A 21983-nucleotide genomic window follows, 5' to 3' on the forward strand; every position below is an offset into this window, starting at 1 on the left:
GGACCTTATCCGCGGACGATGCGGGTTGAAAGGGATGTGCTCAGACTTGTGACCCTGGCAGGTCTTTTGCGATTTTGTCCAACAATTCAGCCAATTTTTGCGGTTGTGCAAAGAATGGGGAATGTGACGTGTCAATCGTATGCCGCATCGCTTCGGGGGCGCTGCGGCTCATTTGTTCCTGGTATTCGGTCGGGATCGTCCGGTCATCGGTTGTCCGGATATATGCCTTGGGAACCCGGTCGAAATTGCCGGTCAGGGGCAGGGGGGTGTCCTGTGGTGCGATGGCTTGCGGGCACAAGCGCGCAAACGCGAATGGCAGTGTTTCGGGTGGGCAGTCGTGGTAGAACAGGTCATGCACCTTGCTTGGTACAACCGTATACGAGAGGCCGTCGGTTGATTTTTCGACCGCATCATGGATTGTCTGCCGGGGCGATCGTTTGCGCATTTCCACCATCGAAAGACCATCCTGCGGGACGTAGGCGGCAAGGTAGATAAGGGCGCGCATCGCCTCCGGCTCCGCCTCTGCCGCGGCACTGATCGGGTAGCCACCCCAGGAATGACCGACAATGATCGTATTGCGCGAGGTCGCATCCAAAATCGTGTCGCGACAGCTGTCCAACGTCACATCGGCAACGGGCGTCGGATCCGATCCGTGGCTGGGTAGGTCAATGGCACGGACCTCGTGCCCCAGCGCTTCCAACGCCGGGATGAGGTCGCGCCAACACCAGGCACCGTGGCAGGACCCATGGACTAATAGAAGATCGGCCAAACCAAGGCTCCTTCAAACATGTCCGATTTCGGTCAGAAAGCTGTGCAGCAATGCCGCGTATTCTGCCGGTTGTTCCACACAAGGCAAGTGCCCAGCGCGTCGCATCAGCTCGAACCGAGAGCCGGGGATCAGGTCAACGGTTTCCCGCACAAGATCCGGTGGGGTCGATCCGTCCTCGCTGCCGGCGATGCCGAGCGTCGGCAGGCGCAGGCCGCTGGTGGGGGTGTAGAAGTCTGTGCCAGAGATTGCCGCGCAGCAGCCCAGATAGCCATCCACTGGCTGGCGCACCATCATGTTGCGCCAAAGCAGATGCTCGGGCGCTGCGCGAAATGCCTTGGAAAACCAGCGCTCCATGGTTGCATCAGCCAGGGCCTCGATCCCGCCCTTTTGTACCGCGTCCATGCCGTCCTGCCAGATTGAAGGAATGCCGATCTTGGCTGCGGTGTTGGACAGCACTAAGGCGCGGACCTGATCCAGACGTTTTACGGCCAGTCCTTGTCCAATCAGCCCGCCGATCGAAAGGCCGACAAACACGCAATCGCGCACTTCAAGAAAATCAAGCAATCCTTCCACGTCCCGCACAAGCGCACCCATCGAATAGGGGGCCGGGGGTTGCGACGAAAGACCGTGCCCGCGCTTGTCAAAACGGATCACACGCAGCCCTGCGGGCAGGTGCGGCAACACATCGTCCCAAAGCCGCAGGTCGGTTCCCAAAGAATTGGCAAACACAATTGGCGCGCCGTCTGGATCACCATCGATCCGATAGTGGATTTGAACGTTTCCAATGTCTGCGATCTGCACGACTCAATCCCCTGGCGTCAATACGCCCACATTTCAGGTTGCCCCAGCCTAAACGACTTGTCAGGTCAGGTATTCCAGCGCTTTTCCAAAGACTTCGGGGTCGGCGTTGCCGCCCGATGCTACTACGATCACAGTGTCGCCCTCGATTTCCTCGGCGCGGAAAAGGGCTGAGGCCAACGATACTGCCCCGCCTGGTTCCAGCACGATCTTGAGGCGCAAAAACGCCTGCGCCATGGCGCGAAGCGCGTCTTCCTCGGACACCGACAAGCCCGGACCGCACAGCCTATTCAGGATCGGAAAGGTGATCTGGCCCGGTTCCGGCGTCAGGATTGCATCGCAGATATTGCCCGATGCGGCGTTGTTGCTTTGAATGTGCCCGGTTGCCAAAGACCGTTTGACATCGTCGAACCCCTGAGGCTCGCACGGGCGGGCGCGCAGCCCCGGCGCGTGGCCTTCCAGCGCCAGCGCAATACCTGAGGTCAACCCGCCACCGCCGCAGCACACCAGAACATCCGCCTTCTCGATACCCAAATCGGCCGTCTGCCGCGCCAGTTCCAGCCCGACTGTGCCTTGTCCTGCGATGACCTGAGGTTCGTCGTAAGGCCGGATCAGGGTCAGACTGCGTTGGGACGCCAGTGCCTCGCCAATTTCTTCGCGGCTTTCGTTCGCGCGGTCATACAGAACGACCTCACCCCCCAGCGCGCGGGTGTTGTTGATCTTTAGCTGCGGTGCGTCAGAGGGCATGACGATGACCGAGGAAATCCCGTGCTGCGCGGCCGCATAGGCCACGCCCTGCGCATGATTGCCCGAGGAATAGGCGATGACACCGCGCTGCCGGTCCGCATCACCAAGGGCCGATATCGCCGACCAGGCCCCGCGAAACTTGAAGCTGCCGGTATGTTGCAAACACTCGGGTTTCACCAGCACGCGGCGGCCCGCGATTTTGTCCAGAAACGGCGAGGTTAGAATCGGTGTCTCGCGAACATGCCCTCTAAGGCGCTCGGCGGCGGCCTCGATCATTTCAAGTGTGCTCATGCGGTGACCAGTACCTTGCGAATGAGTTCTACCGACTGTGGTTCATCCAGAAACGGGGGATGACCACGGTCGGGTATTTCTGTCGATATAAGATCAGGGTGGCGGTTGTGCATTTCAGTCAGCGTGTCTTTGCCCAAAATATCCGAATTTGTGCCGCGAATGACGCCGGTTGGAATGCTCTGCAGTGCTTCAAACAGGGGCCACAGATCAGGGGCGGGCCCTGCAGCGGCCTGTTCCAGAAGCGCTGTACGCAGCGCAGGATCATAGCTGAGGGTCAGACCATCAGGCGTTTCGTCGAATTGGACTTCCGCCTGCTGCCGCCAACGCGCTAGTGACACGCCGGGAAATTGGGGCCCCAAGACGTGCTGCAACGCCCGGGCCGCCAAATCATATGTTTTGGAAACGGGCTGCTTGCCGACAAATTCCATGATCTTGGCGATACCCGATGGTTCCAGCACCGGACCGACGTCGTTCAAAACAACGCTCAACAACCGTTCGGGATGGCTGGCGGCTAGCGCCATGGCAATCAGCCCCCCACGCGAGGTGCCGATGACATTCACACGGTCCAGACCAAGATGGTCCAGCAGCTCGATCGCGTCTTGAGATTCGCGAAGGACGTTGTAGTTCATAAAGTCCGGGTCATGGTCCGAGCGACCGCGCCCGCGGTAATCCATCGCAATTACCCGCATGTCACCCAGATGCGGCGCGAGGAACGAAAAATCCTTGCTGTTGCGGGTCAACCCGGCAAGGCAAAGCACAGGCGCACCAGAGCCGGTGTCCTCGAAAAAAAGACGCCTGTCATCAGACGAAGTGAAAAATGCCATTAAAGTCCAGCCAGTTGCGGAATCGTCGTTAGGTCGGACAGTACATGCGCAGGTTTCCATGGCAAGCGGTCCATCGGTTCCCCGGCGCGATTGACCCAGGCGGTGACAAAGCCGTACCCGCTGGCCCCAGCCGCATCCCAGCCATTCGAGCTGACGAACAGAACCTCGTTTCGGGCACAGCAGAACCGTTCCTGCACAAGGTCATAGACCCGCGAATCCGGCTTGAAGACTCCGACGCTTTCCACGGACAACACGTCGTCCAAAACGTCCCCGATACCCGCTGACTGAACCGCGCCATCAAGCATCGGTGGCGAGCCATTTGACAAGATCGCTGTTTGCAACTCACCCGCTTTTAGTGCGCGCAGCATTTCTGGAACTTCGGGATAGGCCTGCAATTCCCAGTACAGATCCAGAAGCCGTTGCCGCAGTGTTGCGTCGCCGTCCAGGCCGGTCGCCTCAAGCGCCCAGTCGAGGCCATCCTGTGTAACATCCCAGAAATCCGCATGAGCATCCGTGACCGCGCGCAGCCAGGTGTATTGCAGCTGTTTCAGGCGCCAATGATTGGCCAGTTCGGGCCATTTCTGTTGCAGTTTCTCAAAGCCCGGTTCCCCGGCTGCTTGCCGCGCGGCGGCGGCCACGTCGAACAGCGTTCCATACGCATCGAAAATGCAGGTTGTGATTGGCATCCGGTCCCCTCCTGATCGTCCGGGGCAGGTTTGCACAACAATAACGGGCATGAAAGAGGGCGGGGTTTACAATGTCGTGTTACCTCCTAGGCTTGGCCGCTAAACCCCAAAAGAGGCCGGAGACCAATATGACCGAAATCAAACAAGGCGACACGGTTCGCATCCATTACACAGGAACGCTGTTGGACGGAAACGTCTTTGACAGTTCCGAAGGACGTGACCCGCTGGAATTCGTCGTTGGCACGGGCCAGATTATCCCGGGTTTGGATTCGGCGATGCCGGGTTTGAACATCGGAGACAAAAAGCGGGTCGAAATCGCCTGCGTTGACGCCTATGGCCCGATCAACCCCGCGGCGCGCCAGCAAATCCCGCGCGAAGGCATTCCGGACGATATTCCGCTGGATCCCGGCACCCAATTGCAGATGCAAACGCCGGACGGACAGGCCGTTCCGGTAACGGTGGTAGAGGTCGACGAAGCAACCGTCACGCTGGATGCCAACCACCCATTGGCCGGTCAGGATTTGATATTTGATATCGAGGTCGTTTCGATCAACTGACCCATGAAACGAGTCGGATCAGCCTGATATGAGGCTGATCCAGGCTTTAACGGTTTCCTGCATTTGCGGCTGTGTGAAAAACACAAACAACAATAGGGTGGTTAGGGCCAATAACGCGACAATGCCACGCGTGCCCAGAAACCCGGATTTGCGGCGTGACCTGATGCTGCGAGTGTTGCTGGTAAGGATATGTTCGGCTTTGCTCATGCCGATATCCCTGCCCGTGAAAGATGGTGAAATCTTGGCACCGGCAGGGAAAGATCAGGTCACATGTGATCTGGCTGCGGCATGCCCAAAACGTGGAAGCCACCATCGACGCGGATGATCTCACCCGACGTGCAAGCTCCCGCGTCTGAAGTGAGGTAAACGGCCGTGCCGCCAACAGCCTCAAGCGTTGCGTTCGAGCGCATCGGAGCGTTCTGGTCGCAGAACTTGTAAGTCTTGCGGGCACCGCCGATTGCAGCACCTGCCAGCGTCTTCATTGGGCCGGGCGAGATCGCATTGACGCGAATGCCTTCCGGGCCCAGATCGTTGGCCAGATAGCGGGTCGCCGATTCCAGCGCGGCCTTGGCCACACCCATGACGTTATAGTTCGGCACAACCTTGTTCGATCCCTGATACGTCAGGGTCAGCAGCGTGCCGCCATTCTCTTGCATCAGCGGATAAGCGCGGCGCGCAACCTCGATGAAGGAATAGGCGGAAACATCCATCGAGTGTTTGAAGTTGGCCCGCGTTGTGTTCAGAAAACGTCCCGTCAGTTCGGATTTATCCGAATAGGCGATCGCATGAACCACGAAGTCAATGGTGGGCCAGCGCGCGCCAAGCTCTTCGAATGCGCGATCCAGCGAGGCGTCATCCGTGACGTCCGCGTCCACCATGAAATCACTGCCCAGGCTTTGGGCCAACGGCTCAAGACGTTTACCGAACGCTTCGCCCTGATAGGTGAATGCCAGTTCGGCACCGGCCTCATGCATGGCCTTGGCAATGCCCCACGCGATCGAGCGGTCATTGGCCACGCCCATGATCAGGCCGCGTTTACCTTTTAGAAGATCCGACATTACATTCACCCGTTATACTTCGACAAGATCATGGACCCGTTGGTGCCGCCAAAGCCGAAGCTGTTGGTCATCACACTGTCCAATCCTGCGTTTTCAACTACTTGAGTTGCAATTTCACCGGGCAAGATGCCTTCGGCAAGCGTGTCGACATTGATCGACGGCGTAATAAAATCATTGTCCAGCATCAGCAGGCAGAAGATCGTCTCAAGCGCGCCTGCCGCACCCTGTGCGTGTCCGGTCATCGACTTGGTCGATGAGATCGGGGGCACATTGCCTTCACCAAAGATGCGGCGCACGGCTTCAACTTCGCCAACGTCTCCGACCGGGGTCGAGGTGCCATGGGCGTTGATATAGCCGACTTTGCGCCCTTCGGGCATGGTCGACAGAGCCAGACGCATTGCCCGCTCGCCACCCTCACCGGACGGGGCCACCATGTCGTGGCCATCCGATGTGGCCGCATATCCGGTCACTTCGGCGTAAATCTTTGCGCCGCGGGCCAGCGCGTGTTCCAGATCTTCTAGAACGACGATCCCGCCACCGCCCGAGATGACGAATCCATCACGGTCCTGGTCAAACGCACGCGAGGCTTTGTCCGGCGTGTCATTGTATTTGGATGACATCGCACCCATTGCGTCGAACAGGCAGGACAGTGTCCAGTCCAGCTCTTCTCCGCCGCCAGCGAACATGACGTCCTGCTTGCCCAGCATGATCTGTTCGGCCGCGTTACCAATGCAATGCAGCGAGGTCGAGCAGGCCGAGGTGATCGAGTAGTTGATGCCCTTGATCTTGAATGCGGTCGCAAGGTTGGCCGAGATCGTCGAACACATGCATTTTGGCACGGCGAACGGGCCGATACGCTTAGTCGCACCAGTTTTCAGAACTGTCTGATGCGCTGTCAGCATTGCGCTGGTTGACGGACCACCGGAACCCGCAACCAAACCGGTACGCGGGTTCACGACCTGATCTTCTGTCAAGCCCGCGTCGGCGATAGCCTGGTTCATGGCGATATGTGCGTATGCTGCACCAGGACCCATGAAGCGAAGGGTACGCTTGTCTACATGCTCAGCCGGATCAATCTTGAGCGTTCCGGCGATTTGGCTGCGAAAGCCGTGTTCGACCATCTGCTCGTTGGCCTCGATGCCGGACTTTCCGGCCTTGAGAGAGGCCATTACTTCCTGGGCATTGTTCCCGATGGAGGACACGACCCCCAAACCGGTGACAACTACTCGACGCATGTGCGTGCTCCTTATTTCGGGCCGGTCAGGCTCAGGCTTCGGACAGAACGACTTTCATGTCTTTGACATCGTAAATCATTTCACCGTCCGCTTCGACGATACCATCCGCCACACCCATGGTCAGGCGGCGGGTTTGGATCGCTTTTTTGAAGTCGATCTTGTAGGTCAGCATCTTGCGGTCAGGGCGGACCATGCCGGTCAGCTTGACCTCGCCGACACCGACGGCCATGCCGCGTCCCTGCCAGCCACGCCAGCCCAGGTTGAAACCGGTCAGCTGCCACAGGCCATCCAGCCCCAGACAGCCGGGCATGATCGGGTTGCCGGGGAAGTGGCAATCAAAGAACCACAGGTCAGGGGTGATGTCGAATTCGGCCAATATGTGGCCTTTGCCATGCGCGCCACCATCGGCCGAGACGTCGGTGATCCGATCCATCATCAGCATCGGAGGTGCAGGCAATTGCGCATTACCGGGGCCGAATAATTCGCCACGGGCGCATTTCAGCAGATCGTCCTTGTCAAAGCTGCTCGGGAATTGGGCCATTCTGCCGCCTCTCCTGCCAGGGGTCCGTTCGTTATATCTGGCCTCGTCTAGCACCCGTATGCAAGGTCCTGCAAGAGCAGCACGTCACATCCTGTTGTGCAGACGGCATTCTTTGCGAATGAATTTCATTTGAAATTACCCGAACACAGCACCTATATATGGTTCAGCAACAATTGGGTTTCGGATTGATGACACCTCAGAGCCAGAACAGAGCCACAGATTGGTTGGTCGACGCCGGGCTGCGCCCAACGCGCCAGCGTGTCGCTTTGGCCGAGCTTTTAGTCGGCGATGGTCGCCATCGGCACGTCACTGCCGAAAGCCTGTTTGAGGCGGCCAAAAAGAATGGGGACGCGGTATCTCTGGCAACGGTCTACAACACGCTGCGCGCGTTTTGTGAGGCCGGAGTTCTGCAGGAGATCACGGTTGATGGTTCGAAAAGCTATTTCGATACCAATACCCACGATCATCCGCACTTTTTCTGGGAAGACGAAAGCCGCCTGAGCGATGCGCCGTCGGATCAATTGGTGATTCAACGCCTGCCCGAAGCGCCCGAGGGCGTTGAGATCGCGTCAGTCGACGTGGTAATCCGTCTGCGGAAAAAATAACTCAGACTAAAAACTCCATCAGAACCTGTTCGGCCTGTGCAATGTGCGGCTCTGTAGGGTCGGTGCCGTGGCGCGCCAGAACCACAGGTTCCGCAGCGATGTCATCCAGGATTCGACGATTGACAAGGGGCATTCCGTCATAGCTGAGGTCCGAGGGCGAGGTGGCATAGCTGATCGCAACCCCCTCATGATGAGCGGCAAGACTGCGTTGGATTTCCAGCGTTGCCGCCCGGTGTGCCACTGAAGGTCGCAATCCGATCTGCCGAAACAGTCCAAGCACGTGCTGTGATGAGAGGCCTTCGTTTGACAGGATCAGCGGATGGGCGGCCAGCTCGCTCAGCGAAACAGACGGCGCGCGTACCAATGGGTGATCCCGGGCCATGATGGCGTTTGGCCTGCTGGGGAAAAGGGTGTGCTGTTGAAATCCGGCATCCATGCTCAGGCCGTATGTCAGCGCCAAATCTATGCGCCCGTCGATCAGGCCGGTTATCAGCCCTTCGAACCCGTCCACCTTGTACGAAACGGTCAAATCCGGCAGTGCCATGCGCAGCGGGCGCAGCGTCTTGGCCAGCAAAAACGGGGCCAAATCCACGAAACACCCCAATCGCAACTGTGCCCTGGTTGCACTGACTTGATCCGCTTTCTTAAGCCGGGCCGCATTGGTCAGCAAGTTTTCCGCGTCTTCGATAAATCTGCGTCCTTGCGGGGTCAGCGCCAGCGCGGCCCCGCGTTTTCGCGAAAATAACGGATGGCCAAGATGCGATTCGACGCGCGTCAGAACGGTGGACAGCGCCGGTTGTGACACGTTCAGCTGCTGCGCGGCGGCAGACAAGCTGCCGAAGCGGCCGATAGCACAGACATATTCGTATTGGCGGAGTGAAATATATAACATCAAATTAAACCTATCTTAGAAAGATATTATTTGAACAGAGGGGTCATCCATGTGCAGATCGTCGTACCACCGGCACGGAGACAGACATGACGCACCCCATGGTTACTCACGAAATGATCGACACCTATCAACGGGACGGCGTGGTCCTGATCAAAGGGCTATTTGCCGATCACGTTGAGGCCCTGCGAGAAGGGGTGGCAGCGAATATGGCGGATCCCGGACCTTATGCATCCGAGAACAAGAAAAAAGGCCAGACGGGTCGGTTTTTCGACGATTATTGCAATTGGTCGCGCATTGAACAATTTCAGACGGTAATTCACGAATCCCCGGCGGCAGAAGTCGCGGCAGATTTGATGCAGTCGGATACAGTGCAGATGTTCCACGACCACGTTTTGGTCAAAGAGCCCGGAACCTCGATGGCGACGCCGTGGCATCAGGATGGGCCCTATTACTTTGTTGAAGGGCAGCAAACGATCAGCTTCTGGTCGCCGCTTGATCCGGTCACGCAAGCCACACTGCGGTGTGTGGCAGGCTCGCATCGTTGGGAGAAAGAAGTCCTGCCGACCCGCTGGGTTTCGGAAGATGGGTTCTTTCCCGACGAAGGCCAATACATCCCGGCCCCGGACCCGGATGCCGAAGGGATGCGGGTTGTCGAGTTCGAGATGGAGCCGGGCGACGCGGTTGCCTTCAACTACCGAACGCTTCACGGCGCGCGGGGAAACAACTCTGAAAGCCGCCGCCGCGCATTTTCACTGCGTTTGGTTGGTGACGATGCGCGATATGTCGAGCGGCCGGGCCGGACCTCACCGCCGTTTCCGGGGCATGACATGATTCCAGGCCAGCGCTTGCGCGAAGATTGGTTTCCGATGTTGCTCCGGCGGTGATCAGACACCGGACAGGTCATTGAGGCGGGTCAGAACCACTGGCCCGTTTCGATCAACCCCATCTCAAGCAACTGATTTGACGACCATTCGAACGGGATCGAATTCCTCCAGCGGAATGTTGGAATGTCAAAAGTAGATCCTGCGTTGGTTTTCAAAGCTTTGGCTGCCCGGAACGAGCACACTGCAGCCGTTAGGTTGTGGTGCCACGGGCAGGAATACGTGTTGTATTCTTCGTCGTTGAACGTGTGATCCGGTCGCAATGACAATCCTTGTTTGGATTTGAATAGGGCGATCCGATCAATTCGGCGGCTTTGTGCGGGAACGTGTTCTTCGAACCGCCATCGCAAGCCACCAGACATATCCAGCTGGCGCTCCTTCGGGTGCTTTAATGAATCAAGCCGCGCCTGGGCGAAATATCCGGTGCGATCCATCATTGCGCGTTCAGGTGCGACGCCGTTCGGGAATTCGTTCAGATCCTCGGCATAAAGATCGACAACATGGCTCAGCATCGAGTCGCGGCGTTCTTCGGTGTGAAATGCCAGCATTTCACCGATTGTGCGCGTCTCGCAAAAGGGAAAAAAAAGGTACTCGGCGTTGAAGCAGTAATACATCCACAAACTTGGCGCCGCCTGAATGATCTTGTTGATCGTCTCGAACACGACGGTGCGCGGGACGCAGCTGAGAGAGACGCGGTGAACTCGGTCCTCAAGCTCGGGGTCCACAGCAAATTCTTGCGGCATGAAAACGATTGGGGACTTGAAGCCCAGATTCAGATGGTGACGGATAGTGCTATCAGTTTCGACGTCATCTTCGACAAAAACCAACGCGAGGGGTCCCTTTGCCAAAGCGGACTTGCCCGTTTGCAGGAAAGAGTCGAGAGATTCGTATTGCATTGCCTGTCCGCTGCCGCCTTGCTGGAGTTTCGGGTCAAAATCGGGTAATCGCGTCGCCATTGCAAGCGGCGTTCGTAGGGTATAGACGACGCCGATCCCGCGAATGCAAAGGCCGTTTTCATGTCAGAACCCAAAAAGCTGTACATCAAGACCTATGGTTGCCAGATGAACGTATACGACAGCGAGCGTATGGCGGAAACACTGGGCGGTCAGGGTTACGTGGAAACCAAAAGCCCCGATGATGCGGATATGATCCTGCTGAACACCTGCCATATTCGGGAAAAAGCTGCGGAAAAAATCTATTCCGAGCTTGGCCGGTTTAAAGGTTTGAAGACCGAAAAGCCCGACCTCAAGATCGGTGTTGCTGGATGTGTTGCACAGGCAGAAGGCGAAGAGATTATGCGCCGCCAGCCGATTGTTGACCTTGTTGTCGGTCCGCAAAGCTATCACCGCCTGCCCGAGATGGAGGCGAAGACGCGCACCGGTGCCAAGGCGCTGGACACGGAATTCCCCGAAGAAGACAAATTCGAGAAACTTAAAAACCGTCCCAAGGCAAAACGCGGACCGACCGCATTTCTGACGGTGCAGGAAGGCTGCGACAAGTTCTGTGCCTTCTGCGTGGTGCCGTATACGCGCGGTGCCGAAGTCAGCCGTCCCGCCGATCGTATCCTGCGCGAGGCGAACGATCTGGTCGAACGCGGGGTGCGCGAAATCACTCTGCTGGGGCAGAACGTCAACGCCTATCACGGCGCTGGTCCGAATGGGGACATGACGCTGGCCGGTCTGATCTGGGAGCTGAACAAGGTCGACGGGCTGGAGCGGATCCGGTTCACCACTTCACACCCCAACGACATGGCCGATGACCTGATCGAGGCGCACGGGACGTGCGACAAGCTGATGCCTTATCTGCATCTGCCGGTTCAGTCGGGTTCGGATCGTATCCTCAAGCGAATGAACCGCAGCCACACAGCCGAGAGCTATCTGCGCCTGATCGAGCGTATACGTGCCGCGCGTCCAGATATTGTGATGTCCGGCGATTTTATCGTCGGCTTCCCTGAAGAGACCGAAGAGGATTTTCAGGCCACCATGGATTTGGTGGAAGAGGTCAAATACGGATATGCCTATTCGTTCAAATACTCGACCCGCCCCGGAACACCGGCGGCCGAGCGGTCTCAGGTTGATCCTAAGGCTGCGGACGACCGTCTGCAGCGGCTTCAGGGTCTGATTACCCGTCACCAACGCGAGATTCAGGACGCGATGGTTGGCCGGGACGTGAAAGTGCTGTTTGAAAAACCGGGCCGTCTGCCAGGTCAGATGGTCGGAAAATCCGAGTATCTTCATTCGGTTCACGTGTCTGACGCTGATGTTGCGGTGGGCGAATTGCGCGATGTCCGGATTATGTCCTCGGGCGCAAATTCATTGGCGGGTGCGTTGCGGTAACGCGTCCGTTATTTGGATTTTGGAAACCATACGGTTTTGTTAATTCCAAATTTACCCTTGATTTATTACTCGGAATTATGTTCCGAGAAAAATCAGGTTGCTTAGGGGTCGAGTGTTTTGTGCCTTTGGGAAACCTCATCTCTTGCCGGCGGGATGAGCAGGTCGGTGAATGGAAAGGGTACGAGTGAAGACTTTGAAACGTTTATCTGGGCGGCTGTTAAAATCCGCCCTTACCACCGCGATCGCTGTTTCGGTGCTTCCCGGTGTGACCGCTGCAGGCAATCTGGATCAAGGTCTTTCTGACCCTCCCGTCGTCAACCCAAAACGGTTCGGCAGTGACGTCAGCGCCTTTTACCTGGGTGCTACGGGTGCGTACGCTTTTGGGGGCGACGATCGATTTGGACTGACTGGACCCGGCGGAACCTCGGAAGTAGGCGACCTGGACCTGAGCGGTTCGTTGGGTGGCGTGCGGGCCGGGTGGCGCGGCGTTTTGCCTGCGCGCGGCGGGCGCGACTACGTTTACGGATTTGAGCTTGGGTATGAGTTCGGTTCGCTTAGCGATGACGCCTCCAACCCGATCAACGGCCAGACGGTCACGGGCGGGTCCGAAATATCGGACGTGTTCTCGATTCGGCTGCGCAATGGCCTGACCAACAAAAGCGGTACGGTGTTGTATTTTGTGTCGGCTGGATATGTGAATGGCGACATCAACACAACAAGCAGACAGGCCGTCCAGGGGGGCTCTCAATTCTTCGAAAGTGGCGGCCGACGCAGCGGCTTTACCGCCAGCATCGGGGCCGAACATAACCTGACCGAACACTGGTCGATCACGGGTGAATTCGAATACGTTCAGTTCAGCGCGGAAAACGTGGATTTCGGCAATGGAACGTCGACCAGATCGACACCGAAATATCGCGGTCTGAAGCTGGGTTTGAACTATCGGTTCTGACACACCGACTAAAACAGCGGCGCCAACAAGTGCCGCTCACGGGTCGGGCGCATTGGCGGTTTTGCCATTTGGGCGGAAAAAATGAAACTGTGGCTTGCGCCCACCAAGACTTCCTGTCTACGCTCAAGGTGAAACGCCAAGACAGGAGAGCGGATTGGCCATCGGTGCCCTAAACCCACCGCAAGATGAAATGCCTCAGCGCGAAGCGTTTGTTGAGTTTCCAGACAACCGATTATTAATTGACCTGTGCGGGGAATATGACCGCAATCTGACAGATATTGAGCAAAAGCTCTCAGTTCAGATCGTGCGCCGCGGGAATCAGCTGGCCGTTATGGGTGACGAAGACGCCCAGAAGCAGGCCATCGAGGTTTTGCAGGCGCTGTACACACGCCTGGAAGGCGGACGTGACGTCGAAGCGGCCGATGTGGACCGCGAGCTGCGGATGGGGGGCTCGGAGACGGGAACCGGCAGCCGCGACGGTGATCAGCTTGAGATGTTCAGAGGCGGCACGGTCGAGATCAAGACGCGCAAGAAACTGGTCGAGCCGCGCACGGATGCACAAAAGGCATACGTCCAGTCCTTGTTCAACAATGAGCTGGCCTTCGGGATTGGCCCTGCCGGTACGGGTAAGACCTATCTTGCCGTGGCCGCTGGAGTATCGATGTTTATCGGCGGCCATGTAGATCGGATCATTCTTAGCCGCCCTGCAGTCGAAGCTGGCGAAAAGCTGGGCTATCTGCCCGGCGACATGAAAGACAAAGTCGATCCTTACATGCAGCCGCTTTATGACGCATTGAATGACTTTCTTCCCGGAAAGCAGCTGGCCAAGCTGATCGAAGAAAAGCGAATCGAAATCGCGCCGCTGGCCTTCATGCGGGGACGTACGCTGGCGAATGCGTTTGTTGTGCTGGACGAAGCTCAGAACGCCACGACCATGCAGATGAAAATGTTCCTGACGCGTCTGGGTGAAGGTAGCCGAATGGTGATCACTGGTGACCGCTCGCAGGTTGACCTGCCGCGCGGTGTTCAGTCAGGGTTGGCCGATGCCGAGCGTTTGTTGAATACGATACCAAACATCAGCTTCAACTACTTCACGTCCAAGGATGTTGTGCGCCACCCGCTTGTGGCCGCCATTATCGAAGCGTATGAGGCCGACTCGGGCCGCGAGAAAGCATAGTCGTCCCGGTTGCGGCCACAGGGCTTTGGACACGGTGAGATGAACCTGGAAGTGACGATCGAAGATGCGCGCTGGCAACAGCTTGAACCGTTGGCCGCGCGCGCGATAAAGGCTGTTTTGGACTTTTGCGATCTGGACGCCGAGCTGTGTGAAGTCAGTCTGCTGGCTTGCGATGATGCGCGAATTGCTGATCTGAACGCGGAATTTAGGGAAAAGCCCACTCCGACCAATGTGCTGAGTTGGCCGGCCGAAGATCTGGCCGCTGATGAAGCGGGGCAGAGACCTGCCCGACCCACGCCAGACTTTACGGGCGAAATCGCGCTGGGCGATATTGCGATATCTTTCGATACTTGCGCCCGCGAAGCAGCCGACGCCAGCAAAACTATGGACGATCACGTCACGCATCTGATCATTCACGGAGTGTTGCACTTGCTGGGCTATGACCACATCCGTGACCCCGACGCCACTTTGATGGAAGAGGTCGAGGTCGAGATACTTGGCAAAATGGGTATAGATGACCCATATAGTATGTAATAGTGGCCACATTGGCCGATCATTTGGAACAGGATTATGGGCGATACAGACGGCAGTTCTATGGCGGCGCAGAGCGCGCAACCGAAGGACAGCGGTGAAAATGCCAGCAAAAATGCTGGCTTCTTTTCTCGAATAGTGGACGCGTTCTCGCCGCAGAGCGACGAAGAGGTCAGCACGACCAATGGACATGAGGTCGACATGGTTCAGCCTCGCGGCATGATCAATTTGCGGCGAATGCGGGTCGAAGATGTGGCTATTCCGACAGCGGAAATCGTGTCCGTGCCCTCGACAATCAGCAAGGATGAGCTGGCCCAGGTTTTCCGCGACAGCGGCCTGTCCCGTATTCCCGTCTACGAGGGAACGCTTGATACGCCTTTGGGGTTTGTACACCTGAAGGATTTTGCGCTTACGCACGGATTTAATGGCACGGGTTCAGAGTTTGATCTGGTCTCGATGCTGCGCACTTTGCTGTTTGTGCCGCCGTCGATGCCTATTGGCGTGTTGTTGACGAAGATGCAGACCGAACGCCGCCATATGGCGCTGGTGATTGACGAATACGGCGGTGTTGATGGTCTGGTGTCCATCGAGGATCTGATCGAGCAGGTGGTCGGTGAGATTGCGGATGAGCACGATGCCGACGAAGGCCAGCTTTGGATACAGGAAAAGCCCGGCTACTATGTCGTGCAAGCCCGCGTCCCCTTGGAGGAATTTGAGGCCGAGATAGGGCGTTCTCTGACAAGTCACGAGGACGTGGACGAGGAAGAAATCGACACCTTGGGCGGATTGGTTTTCATGCTGTCTGGTCGCGTCCCAGCACGGGGCGAGGTCGTGTTGCATCCCGAAGGTCCCGAGTTCGAGGTGATTGACGCCGACCCGCGCCGCATCAAACGTCTGCGTGTCATGTTGCCGGATCGCGTTGAATGAACCCTGCACAGGGCTGGCCGTTTTGGTTGCGGTTAATATCCGCAGCTCTGCTGGGCGCGATCGCGGCTTTTGGGCTTGCTCCGTTCGGCATTTGGGCAGCAACAGTGATCGCATTGATCCTGCTGTCGCCTCTGTTTCTTACGACTGAGACGCGGGCGAGGGCGGCGTGGTTGGGCTGGGCCTTTGCGACCGGGTATTTCGCACACGCGCTCAGTTGGATTGTCGAGCCGTTCCTTGTTGATGTCCAGCGTCACGGATGGATGGCGCCTTTTGCCCTGACATTCATGGCAGGCGGCCTCGCGCTGTTTTGGGCGCTTGCTTTTGGGCTGGTGCGACGTCCCGACGGCGATCGCGTATCACAGGCCGTGTTTCTGGCGATTTCAATCTCACTGCTGGAATTTGCCCGAGGCTATGTTCTGACGGGGTTTCCCTGGGCGGGGCTGGCGCAGGTCTGGGTGGACACACAGGGCGCACAGCTTTTGTCTCTGTTCGGGCCATATGGGCTGGGCGCGGTGACTTTGCTGGCGACTTTGCCGCTTGGGGCCGCGCTGTCGCAGCGCAACGGCTACGTGAATCCGTTCGGCCTGACCGTTGGAGCCGCGTGTTTCGCATTGATTTATGCCGCGTCGCGCCCGGCTGTTACGGACACTGACAATGTTGTTCGCCTCATTCAACCAAATGCGCCCCAGCATCAGAAATGGGATCCGGATTACGCCCCGCTGTTTTTTGCCCGACAACTAGAGTTTACGGCGGCGGCCCCGCGACCGGATTTGATTGTCTGGCCGGAAACCTCGGTTCCTGCATGGCTGGGTAGTGCGCAGCCTTATCTGACCGCAATCGCTGATGCCGCGCAGGGGACGTCCGTATTTCTGGGTATTCAGAGAGGGGACGGCCCGCGCATTTACAATTCGATGATCTATCTGGATGAAGATGGCCGGCAGCAGGAGCTTTATGACAAGCATCACCTGGCACCCTTTGGGGAATATGTCCCATTTGGTGACATCTTGGCCCAGTTCGGAATTTACGGAATGGCTGCCACTACTGGCAATGGCTTTAGCGCCGGACCGGGTGCTTCGCTGATGGACGCTGGCAAGCTGGGGAAAGCCCTGCCACTTATCTGCTATGAGGCAGTCTTTACTCAGGACGTCTTGTCTGCACCGGGTCGTGCCGATTTTCTTTTGCAGATCACCAACGACGCGTGGTTCGGAACGCGCTCGGGGCCGTATCAGCATCTGGCACAAGCTCAGATGCGCGCCATCGAGCAAGGGTTGCCGATGATGCGATCGGCTAATACCGGAGTGTCGGCGATGATTGACCCGCTGGGCCGGGTGACCGAGGCATTGCCTCTGGGGCAGGCCGGTTTTGTCGATGCGACATTGCCCAAGGCGCTGGCTCCGACAGTGTACGCCCGGCTGGGTGATGCACCGGTATTTGTCGCGCTGTTGGCGTTTTTTGCGCTGCTTTGGCGCAACGCCAGAGAACAGCAATAGTATTTTCGGATTGACGCTGTGTTTCTTGATGCGTATCCCGTTGCATGCTCATTACAACGGCTTCCTGACGTGATGGGATAATCTTAATGGAGCACTTTCATGTCCCGACAGAACTACACATTTACTTCGGAGTCTGTTTCCGAAGGGCACCCGGATAAGGTTTGCGACCGGATTTCCGATGCCGTACTTGACGCATTTCTGAATGAAGAACCCGAAGCGCGCGTGGCGTGCGAAACCTTTGCTACGACCGACCGGGTCGTCATCGGTGGCGAAGTAGGTCTGTCTGATCAGGAAAAGCTGCACGATTACATGGGCCGCATCGACGAGATTGCGCGCGCCTGTATCAAAGATATCGGATACGAGCAGGACAAGTTCCACCACGAAACCGTCGAGGTGACGAACCTGCTGCACGAACAGTCCGCACATATCGCCCAAGGTGTGGATGCCGCCGCAGACAAGGACGAAGGTGCCGGTGACCAGGGCATCATGTTCGGTTATGCGACCACGGAAACGCCTGCGCTGATGCCGGCACCGATCCAGTATTCGCACGCGATCCTGCGCCGTCTTGCCGAAGTGCGCAAGAATGGCAGCGAACCCGCGTTGGGCCCTGATGCCAAGTCGCAATTGTCGGTCATTTACCGTGACGGCAAACCTGTGGGTGTCAGCTCGATCGTGTTGTCGACACAACACCTGGACGAAGCGCTGAGCTCGGCCGACATCCGCGCGATTGTCGAGCCTTACATTCGTGAATCTCTGCCCGAAGGATGGTTGAGCAACGAAACCGAGTGGCACGTGAACCCCACGGGCAAATTCGTGATCGGTGGCCCGGATGGTGACGCAGGTCTGACCGGGCGCAAGATCATCGTGGACACCTATGGTGGTGCCGCCCCGCACGGCGGTGGCGCGTTCTCGGGCAAGGATCCGACCAAGGTGGACCGTTCGGCTGCGTATGCCGCGCGTTATCTGGCCAAGAACGTTGTGGCCGCCGGAATGGCAGAACGCTGCACGATCCAGCTGAGCTATGCGATTGGTGTGTCCAAGCCACTGTCGATCTATGCCGACACTCACGGCACTGGTGAAATCCCGGACGCAGAAATCGAAAAGGCTGTTGGTCAGGTCATGGACCTGACCCCGCGCGGCATTCGCCAGCATCTTCAGATGAACAAACCCATCTATCAGCGCACAGCGGCTTACGGCCATTTTGGCCGTGATCCAGAGGCTGATGGTGGTTTCAGCTGGGAACGGACTGATCTGGCGGATGCGCTGAAAGCTGCCGTCTGATCCGAATTATCAAAGCGCGCCGACATCGGCGCGCTTTTTTTGTTGGCCGGTGATTACTACGCCCCTCTTGAACCAACCTCGGTGTCGCAGTATGGCCACCGCCATGAGCACCCAGACCCCACAACGCCCGCGCAGAAACTTCTATGGCCGCTTCAAAGGGAAAACCCTGAAGCCCAGCCAAAAGACCTATCTGAACGAAGACCTAGATGCATTGTCACCGGGTGCGGTGGATTGGGAAACCAACCCTGAACGCCATCCGCTAGACCTGAACGCTCTGTTCGGTGGCAAGGAGGTCTGGCTTGAGGTCGGCTTTGGTGGGGGTGAGCATCTGGTGCACCAGGCCGCCAGCAACCCCGATATTGGCATTATTGGGGCCGAACCGTATATCAACGGCGTCGCGATGCTTTTGGGTAAGATTCGTCAGGCCGGGGTCGAAAATCTGGCGGTGCATCCGGGCGATGTGCGCGATCTGTTCGATGTTCTGCCCGAGGCCAGCATCTCACGCGCTTTTCTACTTTATCCTGATCCCTGGCCAAAAACACGGCACCACCGTCGCCGTTTCGTGACACAGGAACATCTGGATCCTTTGGCCCGTGCCCTGAAGCCGCGGTCTATTTTTCGCGTTGCTACGGACATTCCCGACTACGTGCGCCAGACGTTGGAAGAGGTGCCACGCGCCGGGTTCGAATGGCTGGCCGAGCGCTCTGCCGACTGGCGCGAGCCGTGGGATGACTGGATTTCCACCCGCTATGAACAGAAAGCCCTGCGTGAAGGCCGTACGCCACACTACCTGACCTTCCGCCGCAAAGACTGATTGCGGCTGGACCAACCGGCCCCAATTCGCTAATCCGCCTTGAACTGATAGCGAAAACAGGAGCCCCCATGTCCGGACACGGCACGCCCATCCCGATGACCTCGCATCCCTGCGGCCCGCTGACCGGAACGGCAGAGGTGCCCGGTGACAAGTCTATTTCGCACCGGTCGCTGATCCTGGGTGCGATGGCCGTGGGCGAGACCCGAATCTCGGGCCTGTTAGAAGGCGAAGATGTTCTGGACACCGCCAAGGCCATGCGCGCCTTCGGGGCTGAGGTCACCGATCACGGCGGCGGTGAATGGACTGTGCATGGTGTGGGTGTCGGTGGCTTTGCCGAACCCGATCAGGTGATTGATTGCGGCAACTCTGGCACCGGCGTTCGGCTGATCATGGGCGCGATGGCGACCTGTCCGATTTCGGCGACTTTTACGGGCGACGCGAGCCTGAACAAACGCCCCATGGCGCGGGTCACAGATCCGCTGGCATTGTTCGGAACGCAATCGGTGGGCCGTTCAGGGGGGCGCTTGCCGATGACCATCGTTGGCGCGGCTGACTCCACGCCAGTGCGCTACGAGGTACCCGTGCCTTCCGCCCAGGTAAAATCTGCGGTGCTGCTGGCTGGCCTCAATGCCCCCGGCAAAACTGTGGTGATCGAGAAAGAGGCCACACGCGACCATTCCGAGCGGATGCTGGCAGGCTTTGGCGCGGAAATCACCGTTGAGGACACTGATGAGGGCCGGGTTATCACGCTGACCGGTCGCCCCGAGTTGAAACCGCAGGTTATTGCCGTTCCGCGCGATCCGTCCAGCGCGGCCTTTCCGGTCTGCGCGGCGCTGCTCACGCCGGGGTCGGACGTTCTGGTGCCGGGCATCGGCCTGAACCCCACCCGGGCAGGGTTGTTCACCACGCTGCGCGAGATGGGTGCAGATCTGACATATGAGAATGAGCGCGAAGAGGGCGGTGAACCCGTGGCCGATCTGCGCGCGAAATATTCGCCGAATATGAAGGGGATCGATGTTCCACCAGAACGCGCAGCCTCGATGATCGATGAATACCCTGTACTGTCCGTGATTGCGGCAAATGCCACCGGCGTCACGATGATGGGCGGTGTAAAAGAGCTGCGCGTGAAAGAAAGTGACCGGATCGACGCAATGGCCCGGGGCCTGCGTGCCAACGGTGTAACCGTTGAAGAAGGTGATGAATGGTGGTCGGTTGAGGGGCTGGGCATCGGCAACGTCCCCGGCGGCGGCACGTGTGAGAGCTTTCTTGACCACCGGATCGCCATGTCTTTTATGATTTTGGGGATGGGCGCCAAAAAGGGTGTAACCGTCGACGATGCGGGCCCGATCGCCACTTCGTTCCCGATTTTTGAACCTTTGATGGCCACGTTGGGTGCGAAACTGCAGCGAAATAATCGGTAGGTTTGATGTCGGATTCTCAGTTTACAATCGCCATTGACGGACCAGCTGCAGCGGGCAAGGGCACGATCTCAAAAGCGGTCGCGGCCCGATTTGGCTTCGCGCATCTGGACACCGGGCTTTTGTACCGCGCGGTCGGCAGGCGGACATTGCAGGGACTGGAGCCGATTGCGGCAGCTCAAGCATTGACCCCCGAAGAGTTGGAGCAGGGCGATTTGCGCACGGCCGAGATTGCGCAAGCAGCCTCAAAAGTAGCCGTGATCCCCGAGGTTCGGGCCGCGTTGGTTGACTTCCAGCGCGCTTTCGCACGCCGCAGCGGGGGCGCTGTGCTGGATGGTCGCGACATCGGTACTGTGATTTGTCCCGAGGCCGAGGTGAAACTGTTCGTCACCGCCAGTCCCGAAGTTCGGGCCGAGCGTCGGTTCCTTGAGCTCAGCGCGAAGGGCAGCGACATCACGCGTGAACAGGTGTTGTCGGACGTAAAAGAGCGCGACGCACGCGATACAGACCGCAGCACCGCGCCGATGAAGCCAGCAGAGGATGCAGTCTTGCTGGACACGTCAGACCTGAGCATCGAAGCCGCCTTGGCACAGGCTGTGGAGGTCATCGAGAAGGCAAGGCCCGCAAAATCGTAACTTCGCGGACCTTTGGTTGTTAGGTTACAGCTCTCCGACCGCGATGCTTTTGATCTTGGACCACTGATTGTCAGCGGTTTCGGATGTGGCAGAGACATCTTCAAGAAACGCCGCGCGGGTATCTGCGTTCAGGAACAGATACAGCTTTCCGTCAGCCACCAGGTATTGATCCGGATCACCGTCGAATTTTTTGCCGACAGAAACGCCGAACGAACAAAACCCGCCATGTTGTGGTAGGTAGGCCGCCGGGTTAGCCTCGAACGCTTCGCGGTTGGCGGCGCTGGTGAAGTAATAAGATGCGCCGTCATAAGTGGCCGAGTGGGTGGCAAATCCATCGACCGGGTTGCCGTCGTTAACGAGAGTCACCAGATCGACCCCATGCGCGGCAAGCGGCGCACCGGCGGCAGAAATACCGTTTGATACGTTGATCTCATCCGCAGCAAAGGCCGGGGCTGCGATCAGGGGCAATGTGGCGATCAGGGTGGTAAGAACGAGAGACTTCATTTGTATTTCCTTTCCGGTTCAGTATCCGGCCAGCAGG

25 protein-coding genes and 1 riboswitch are annotated in these 21983 nt (G+C 58.0%); of the genes, 13 read left to right on the forward strand and 12 right to left on the reverse strand.

Features of this window, described 5'->3' with window-relative positions:
• Positions 1 to 40: 40 nt before the first annotated feature.
• From AC2FLA_RS11430 to AC2FLA_RS11450, 5 genes are read right to left on the reverse strand one after another with little or no spacing between them, the layout of a single operon-like run.
• The gene (locus AC2FLA_RS11430; RefSeq protein WP_496722291.1) at positions 41 to 769 is read right to left on the reverse strand and encodes an alpha/beta fold hydrolase; all 729 of its coding nucleotides are present in this window, start codon (positions 767 to 769) and stop codon (positions 41 to 43) included.
• Positions 770 to 781: 12 nt separating this feature from the next.
• Entirely contained in the window at positions 782 to 1570 is a 789-nt protein-coding gene (pcaD, locus tag AC2FLA_RS11435) for a 3-oxoadipate enol-lactonase (RefSeq protein ID WP_496722293.1), read from the reverse strand.
• Positions 1571 to 1630: 60 nt separating this feature from the next.
• Positions 1631 to 2605: a threonine ammonia-lyase gene (locus AC2FLA_RS11440; RefSeq protein WP_282152638.1), complete on the reverse strand. Its 975-nt coding sequence runs from the start codon at positions 2603 to 2605 to the stop codon at positions 1631 to 1633.
• Complete coding sequence (locus AC2FLA_RS11445) at positions 2602 to 3429, reverse strand: alpha/beta fold hydrolase (RefSeq protein WP_282152637.1); 828 nt, start codon at positions 3427 to 3429, stop codon at positions 2602 to 2604. The genes AC2FLA_RS11440 and AC2FLA_RS11445 overlap by 4 nt, the downstream gene beginning before the upstream one ends.
• A complete protein-coding gene (locus AC2FLA_RS11450) occupies positions 3429 to 4115 on the reverse strand; it encodes a haloacid dehalogenase type II (protein ID WP_472724300.1) in 687 nt (228 codons plus the stop codon). The genes AC2FLA_RS11445 and AC2FLA_RS11450 overlap by 1 nt, the downstream gene beginning before the upstream one ends.
• 128 nt (positions 4116 to 4243) lie before the next feature.
• Here AC2FLA_RS11450 and AC2FLA_RS11455 point away from each other — a divergent pair, with 128 nt between their 5' ends.
• Positions 4244 to 4672, forward strand: coding sequence for an FKBP-type peptidyl-prolyl cis-trans isomerase (locus AC2FLA_RS11455; protein ID WP_058273150.1), 429 nt, complete (start codon positions 4244 to 4246; stop codon positions 4670 to 4672).
• An 18-nt stretch (positions 4673 to 4690) separates the two neighbouring features.
• On the opposite strand, the gene AC2FLA_RS11460 is transcribed toward AC2FLA_RS11455, so the two are convergent.
• Genes AC2FLA_RS11460 through fabA form a run of 4 tightly spaced genes read right to left on the reverse strand, consistent with a single transcriptional unit; the run spans position 4691 to position 7506 of the window.
• Positions 4691 to 4879 (reverse strand): hypothetical protein, encoded by a 189-nt coding sequence (locus AC2FLA_RS11460; protein WP_496722295.1) that lies wholly within the window; start codon positions 4877 to 4879, stop codon positions 4691 to 4693.
• Between the two features lie 59 nt (positions 4880 to 4938).
• Positions 4939 to 5730: an enoyl-ACP reductase FabI gene (locus tag AC2FLA_RS11465; protein ID WP_282120727.1), complete on the reverse strand. Its 792-nt coding sequence runs from the start codon at positions 5728 to 5730 to the stop codon at positions 4939 to 4941.
• 5 nt (positions 5731 to 5735) lie between these two features.
• Positions 5736 to 6965, reverse strand: coding sequence for a beta-ketoacyl-ACP synthase I (fabB, locus tag AC2FLA_RS11470; protein ID WP_109312551.1), 1230 nt, complete (start codon positions 6963 to 6965; stop codon positions 5736 to 5738).
• 31 nt (positions 6966 to 6996) lie between these two features.
• A complete protein-coding gene (gene fabA / locus AC2FLA_RS11475) occupies positions 6997 to 7506 on the reverse strand; it encodes a bifunctional 3-hydroxydecanoyl-ACP dehydratase/trans-2-decenoyl-ACP isomerase (RefSeq protein ID WP_282152633.1) in 510 nt (169 codons plus the stop codon).
• 188 nt (positions 7507 to 7694) lie between these two features.
• On the opposite strand from fabA, the gene irrA reads away from it, so the two are divergent.
• On the forward strand, positions 7695 to 8111 hold the full coding sequence (gene irrA / locus AC2FLA_RS11480) for an iron response transcriptional regulator IrrA (protein ID WP_109312620.1): 417 nt from the start codon (positions 7695 to 7697) through the stop codon (positions 8109 to 8111).
• A gap of 1 nt (position 8112) precedes the next feature.
• Here the strand turns inward: irrA and AC2FLA_RS11485 are convergent, their stop codons facing one another.
• The gene (locus tag AC2FLA_RS11485; RefSeq protein WP_496722298.1) at positions 8113 to 9003 is read right to left on the reverse strand and encodes a LysR family transcriptional regulator; all 891 of its coding nucleotides are present in this window, start codon (positions 9001 to 9003) and stop codon (positions 8113 to 8115) included.
• A gap of 86 nt (positions 9004 to 9089) precedes the next feature.
• Between AC2FLA_RS11485 and AC2FLA_RS11490 the strand changes: the two genes are divergently transcribed.
• Positions 9090 to 9887, forward strand: a complete 798-nt coding sequence (locus AC2FLA_RS11490; RefSeq protein ID WP_496722300.1) for a phytanoyl-CoA dioxygenase family protein — start codon at positions 9090 to 9092, stop codon at positions 9885 to 9887.
• A 29-nt stretch (positions 9888 to 9916) separates the two neighbouring features.
• Here the strand turns inward: AC2FLA_RS11490 and AC2FLA_RS11495 are convergent, their stop codons facing one another.
• Positions 9917 to 10840: a hypothetical protein gene (locus tag AC2FLA_RS11495; RefSeq protein WP_496722302.1), complete on the reverse strand. Its 924-nt coding sequence runs from the start codon at positions 10838 to 10840 to the stop codon at positions 9917 to 9919.
• Between the two features lie 60 nt (positions 10841 to 10900).
• Here AC2FLA_RS11495 and miaB point away from each other — a divergent pair, with 60 nt between their 5' ends.
• From miaB to cmk, 10 genes are all read left to right on the forward strand, one after another.
• Positions 10901 to 12220: a tRNA (N6-isopentenyl adenosine(37)-C2)-methylthiotransferase MiaB gene (gene miaB / locus AC2FLA_RS11500; protein WP_058273157.1), complete on the forward strand. Its 1320-nt coding sequence runs from the start codon at positions 10901 to 10903 to the stop codon at positions 12218 to 12220.
• 184 nt (positions 12221 to 12404) lie between these two features.
• The gene (locus AC2FLA_RS11505; protein WP_496722304.1) at positions 12405 to 13169 is read left to right on the forward strand and encodes an outer membrane protein; all 765 of its coding nucleotides are present in this window, start codon (positions 12405 to 12407) and stop codon (positions 13167 to 13169) included.
• Positions 13170 to 13323: 154 nt separating this feature from the next.
• A complete protein-coding gene (locus AC2FLA_RS11510; protein ID WP_108860953.1) occupies positions 13324 to 14346 on the forward strand; it encodes a PhoH family protein in 1023 nt (340 codons plus the stop codon).
• Positions 14347 to 14385: 39 nt separating this feature from the next.
• Positions 14386 to 14880, forward strand: coding sequence for an rRNA maturation RNase YbeY (gene ybeY / locus AC2FLA_RS11515; RefSeq protein ID WP_496722306.1), 495 nt, complete (start codon positions 14386 to 14388; stop codon positions 14878 to 14880).
• Positions 14881 to 14916: 36 nt separating this feature from the next.
• The gene (locus AC2FLA_RS11520; protein ID WP_496722308.1) at positions 14917 to 15804 is read left to right on the forward strand and encodes a hemolysin family protein; all 888 of its coding nucleotides are present in this window, start codon (positions 14917 to 14919) and stop codon (positions 15802 to 15804) included.
• Complete coding sequence (gene lnt, locus AC2FLA_RS11525; RefSeq protein WP_496722310.1) at positions 15801 to 17294, forward strand: apolipoprotein N-acyltransferase; 1494 nt, start codon at positions 15801 to 15803, stop codon at positions 17292 to 17294. Before AC2FLA_RS11520 ends, lnt begins: the two co-directional genes overlap by 4 nt.
• A gap of 45 nt (positions 17295 to 17339) precedes the next feature.
• Positions 17340 to 17388: riboswitch (SAM-SAH riboswitch) on the forward strand.
• A gap of 5 nt (positions 17389 to 17393) precedes the next feature.
• Positions 17394 to 18575 carry a methionine adenosyltransferase gene (gene metK, locus AC2FLA_RS11530; protein WP_496722312.1) on the forward strand — a complete coding sequence of 394 codons (1182 nt, stop codon included), beginning with the start codon at positions 17394 to 17396 and terminating at the stop codon, positions 18573 to 18575.
• Positions 18576 to 18678: 103 nt separating this feature from the next.
• The gene (trmB, locus tag AC2FLA_RS11535) at positions 18679 to 19389 is read left to right on the forward strand and encodes a tRNA (guanine(46)-N(7))-methyltransferase TrmB (RefSeq protein WP_496722314.1); all 711 of its coding nucleotides are present in this window, start codon (positions 18679 to 18681) and stop codon (positions 19387 to 19389) included.
• 68 nt (positions 19390 to 19457) lie between these two features.
• Complete coding sequence (aroA, locus tag AC2FLA_RS11540; RefSeq protein WP_496722316.1) at positions 19458 to 20810, forward strand: 3-phosphoshikimate 1-carboxyvinyltransferase; 1353 nt, start codon at positions 19458 to 19460, stop codon at positions 20808 to 20810.
• Between the two features lie 5 nt (positions 20811 to 20815).
• Positions 20816 to 21442: a (d)CMP kinase gene (gene cmk / locus AC2FLA_RS11545; protein ID WP_496722318.1), complete on the forward strand. Its 627-nt coding sequence runs from the start codon at positions 20816 to 20818 to the stop codon at positions 21440 to 21442.
• Positions 21443 to 21466: 24 nt separating this feature from the next.
• On the opposite strand, the gene AC2FLA_RS11550 is transcribed toward cmk, so the two are convergent.
• Complete coding sequence (locus AC2FLA_RS11550; protein WP_058273166.1) at positions 21467 to 21946, reverse strand: YHS domain-containing (seleno)protein; 480 nt, start codon at positions 21944 to 21946, stop codon at positions 21467 to 21469.
• Positions 21947 to 21983: the final 37 nt, after the last annotated feature.

The organism is Ruegeria sp. CDSA033, from assembly GCF_059612305.1.

What these genes read in the sequence shown, in the direction of transcription:
- AC2FLA_RS11440 (WP_282152638.1), bottom strand. Translation starts at nt 2,605, where the DNA reads ATGAGCACACTTGAAATGATCGAGGCCGCCGCCGAGCGCCTTAGAGGG.
- AC2FLA_RS11445 (WP_282152637.1), bottom strand. Translation starts at nt 3,429, where the DNA reads ATGGCATTTTTCACTTCGTCTGATGACAGGCGTCTTTTTTTCGAGGAC.
- AC2FLA_RS11450 (WP_472724300.1), bottom strand. Translation starts at nt 4,115, where the DNA reads ATGCCAATCACAACCTGCATTTTCGATGCGTATGGAACGCTGTTCGAC.
- AC2FLA_RS11455 (WP_058273150.1), top strand. Translation starts at nt 4,244, where the DNA reads ATGACCGAAATCAAACAAGGCGACACGGTTCGCATCCATTACACAGGA.
- AC2FLA_RS11460 (WP_496722295.1), bottom strand. Translation starts at nt 4,879, where the DNA reads ATGAGCAAAGCCGAACATATCCTTACCAGCAACACTCGCAGCATCAGG.
- AC2FLA_RS11465 (WP_282120727.1), bottom strand. Translation starts at nt 5,730, where the DNA reads ATGTCGGATCTTCTAAAAGGTAAACGCGGCCTGATCATGGGCGTGGCC.
- fabB (WP_109312551.1), bottom strand. Translation starts at nt 6,965, where the DNA reads ATGCGTCGAGTAGTTGTCACCGGTTTGGGGGTCGTGTCCTCCATCGGG.
- fabA (WP_282152633.1), bottom strand. Translation starts at nt 7,506, where the DNA reads ATGGCCCAATTCCCGAGCAGCTTTGACAAGGACGATCTGCTGAAATGC.
- irrA (WP_109312620.1), top strand. Translation starts at nt 7,695, where the DNA reads ATGACACCTCAGAGCCAGAACAGAGCCACAGATTGGTTGGTCGACGCC.
- AC2FLA_RS11485 (WP_496722298.1), bottom strand. Translation starts at nt 9,003, where the DNA reads ATGTTATATATTTCACTCCGCCAATACGAATATGTCTGTGCTATCGGC.
- AC2FLA_RS11490 (WP_496722300.1), top strand. Translation starts at nt 9,090, where the DNA reads ATGACGCACCCCATGGTTACTCACGAAATGATCGACACCTATCAACGG.
- AC2FLA_RS11495 (WP_496722302.1), bottom strand. Translation starts at nt 10,840, where the DNA reads ATGGCGACGCGATTACCCGATTTTGACCCGAAACTCCAGCAAGGCGGC.
- miaB (WP_058273157.1), top strand. Translation starts at nt 10,901, where the DNA reads ATGTCAGAACCCAAAAAGCTGTACATCAAGACCTATGGTTGCCAGATG.
- ybeY (WP_496722306.1), top strand. Translation starts at nt 14,386, where the DNA reads ATGAACCTGGAAGTGACGATCGAAGATGCGCGCTGGCAACAGCTTGAA.
- AC2FLA_RS11520 (WP_496722308.1), top strand. Translation starts at nt 14,917, where the DNA reads ATGGGCGATACAGACGGCAGTTCTATGGCGGCGCAGAGCGCGCAACCG.
- lnt (WP_496722310.1), top strand. Translation starts at nt 15,801, where the DNA reads ATGAACCCTGCACAGGGCTGGCCGTTTTGGTTGCGGTTAATATCCGCA.
- metK (WP_496722312.1), top strand. Translation starts at nt 17,394, where the DNA reads ATGTCCCGACAGAACTACACATTTACTTCGGAGTCTGTTTCCGAAGGG.
- trmB (WP_496722314.1), top strand. Translation starts at nt 18,679, where the DNA reads ATGAGCACCCAGACCCCACAACGCCCGCGCAGAAACTTCTATGGCCGC.
- aroA (WP_496722316.1), top strand. Translation starts at nt 19,458, where the DNA reads ATGTCCGGACACGGCACGCCCATCCCGATGACCTCGCATCCCTGCGGC.
- cmk (WP_496722318.1), top strand. Translation starts at nt 20,816, where the DNA reads ATGTCGGATTCTCAGTTTACAATCGCCATTGACGGACCAGCTGCAGCG.
- AC2FLA_RS11550 (WP_058273166.1), bottom strand. Translation starts at nt 21,946, where the DNA reads ATGAAGTCTCTCGTTCTTACCACCCTGATCGCCACATTGCCCCTGATC.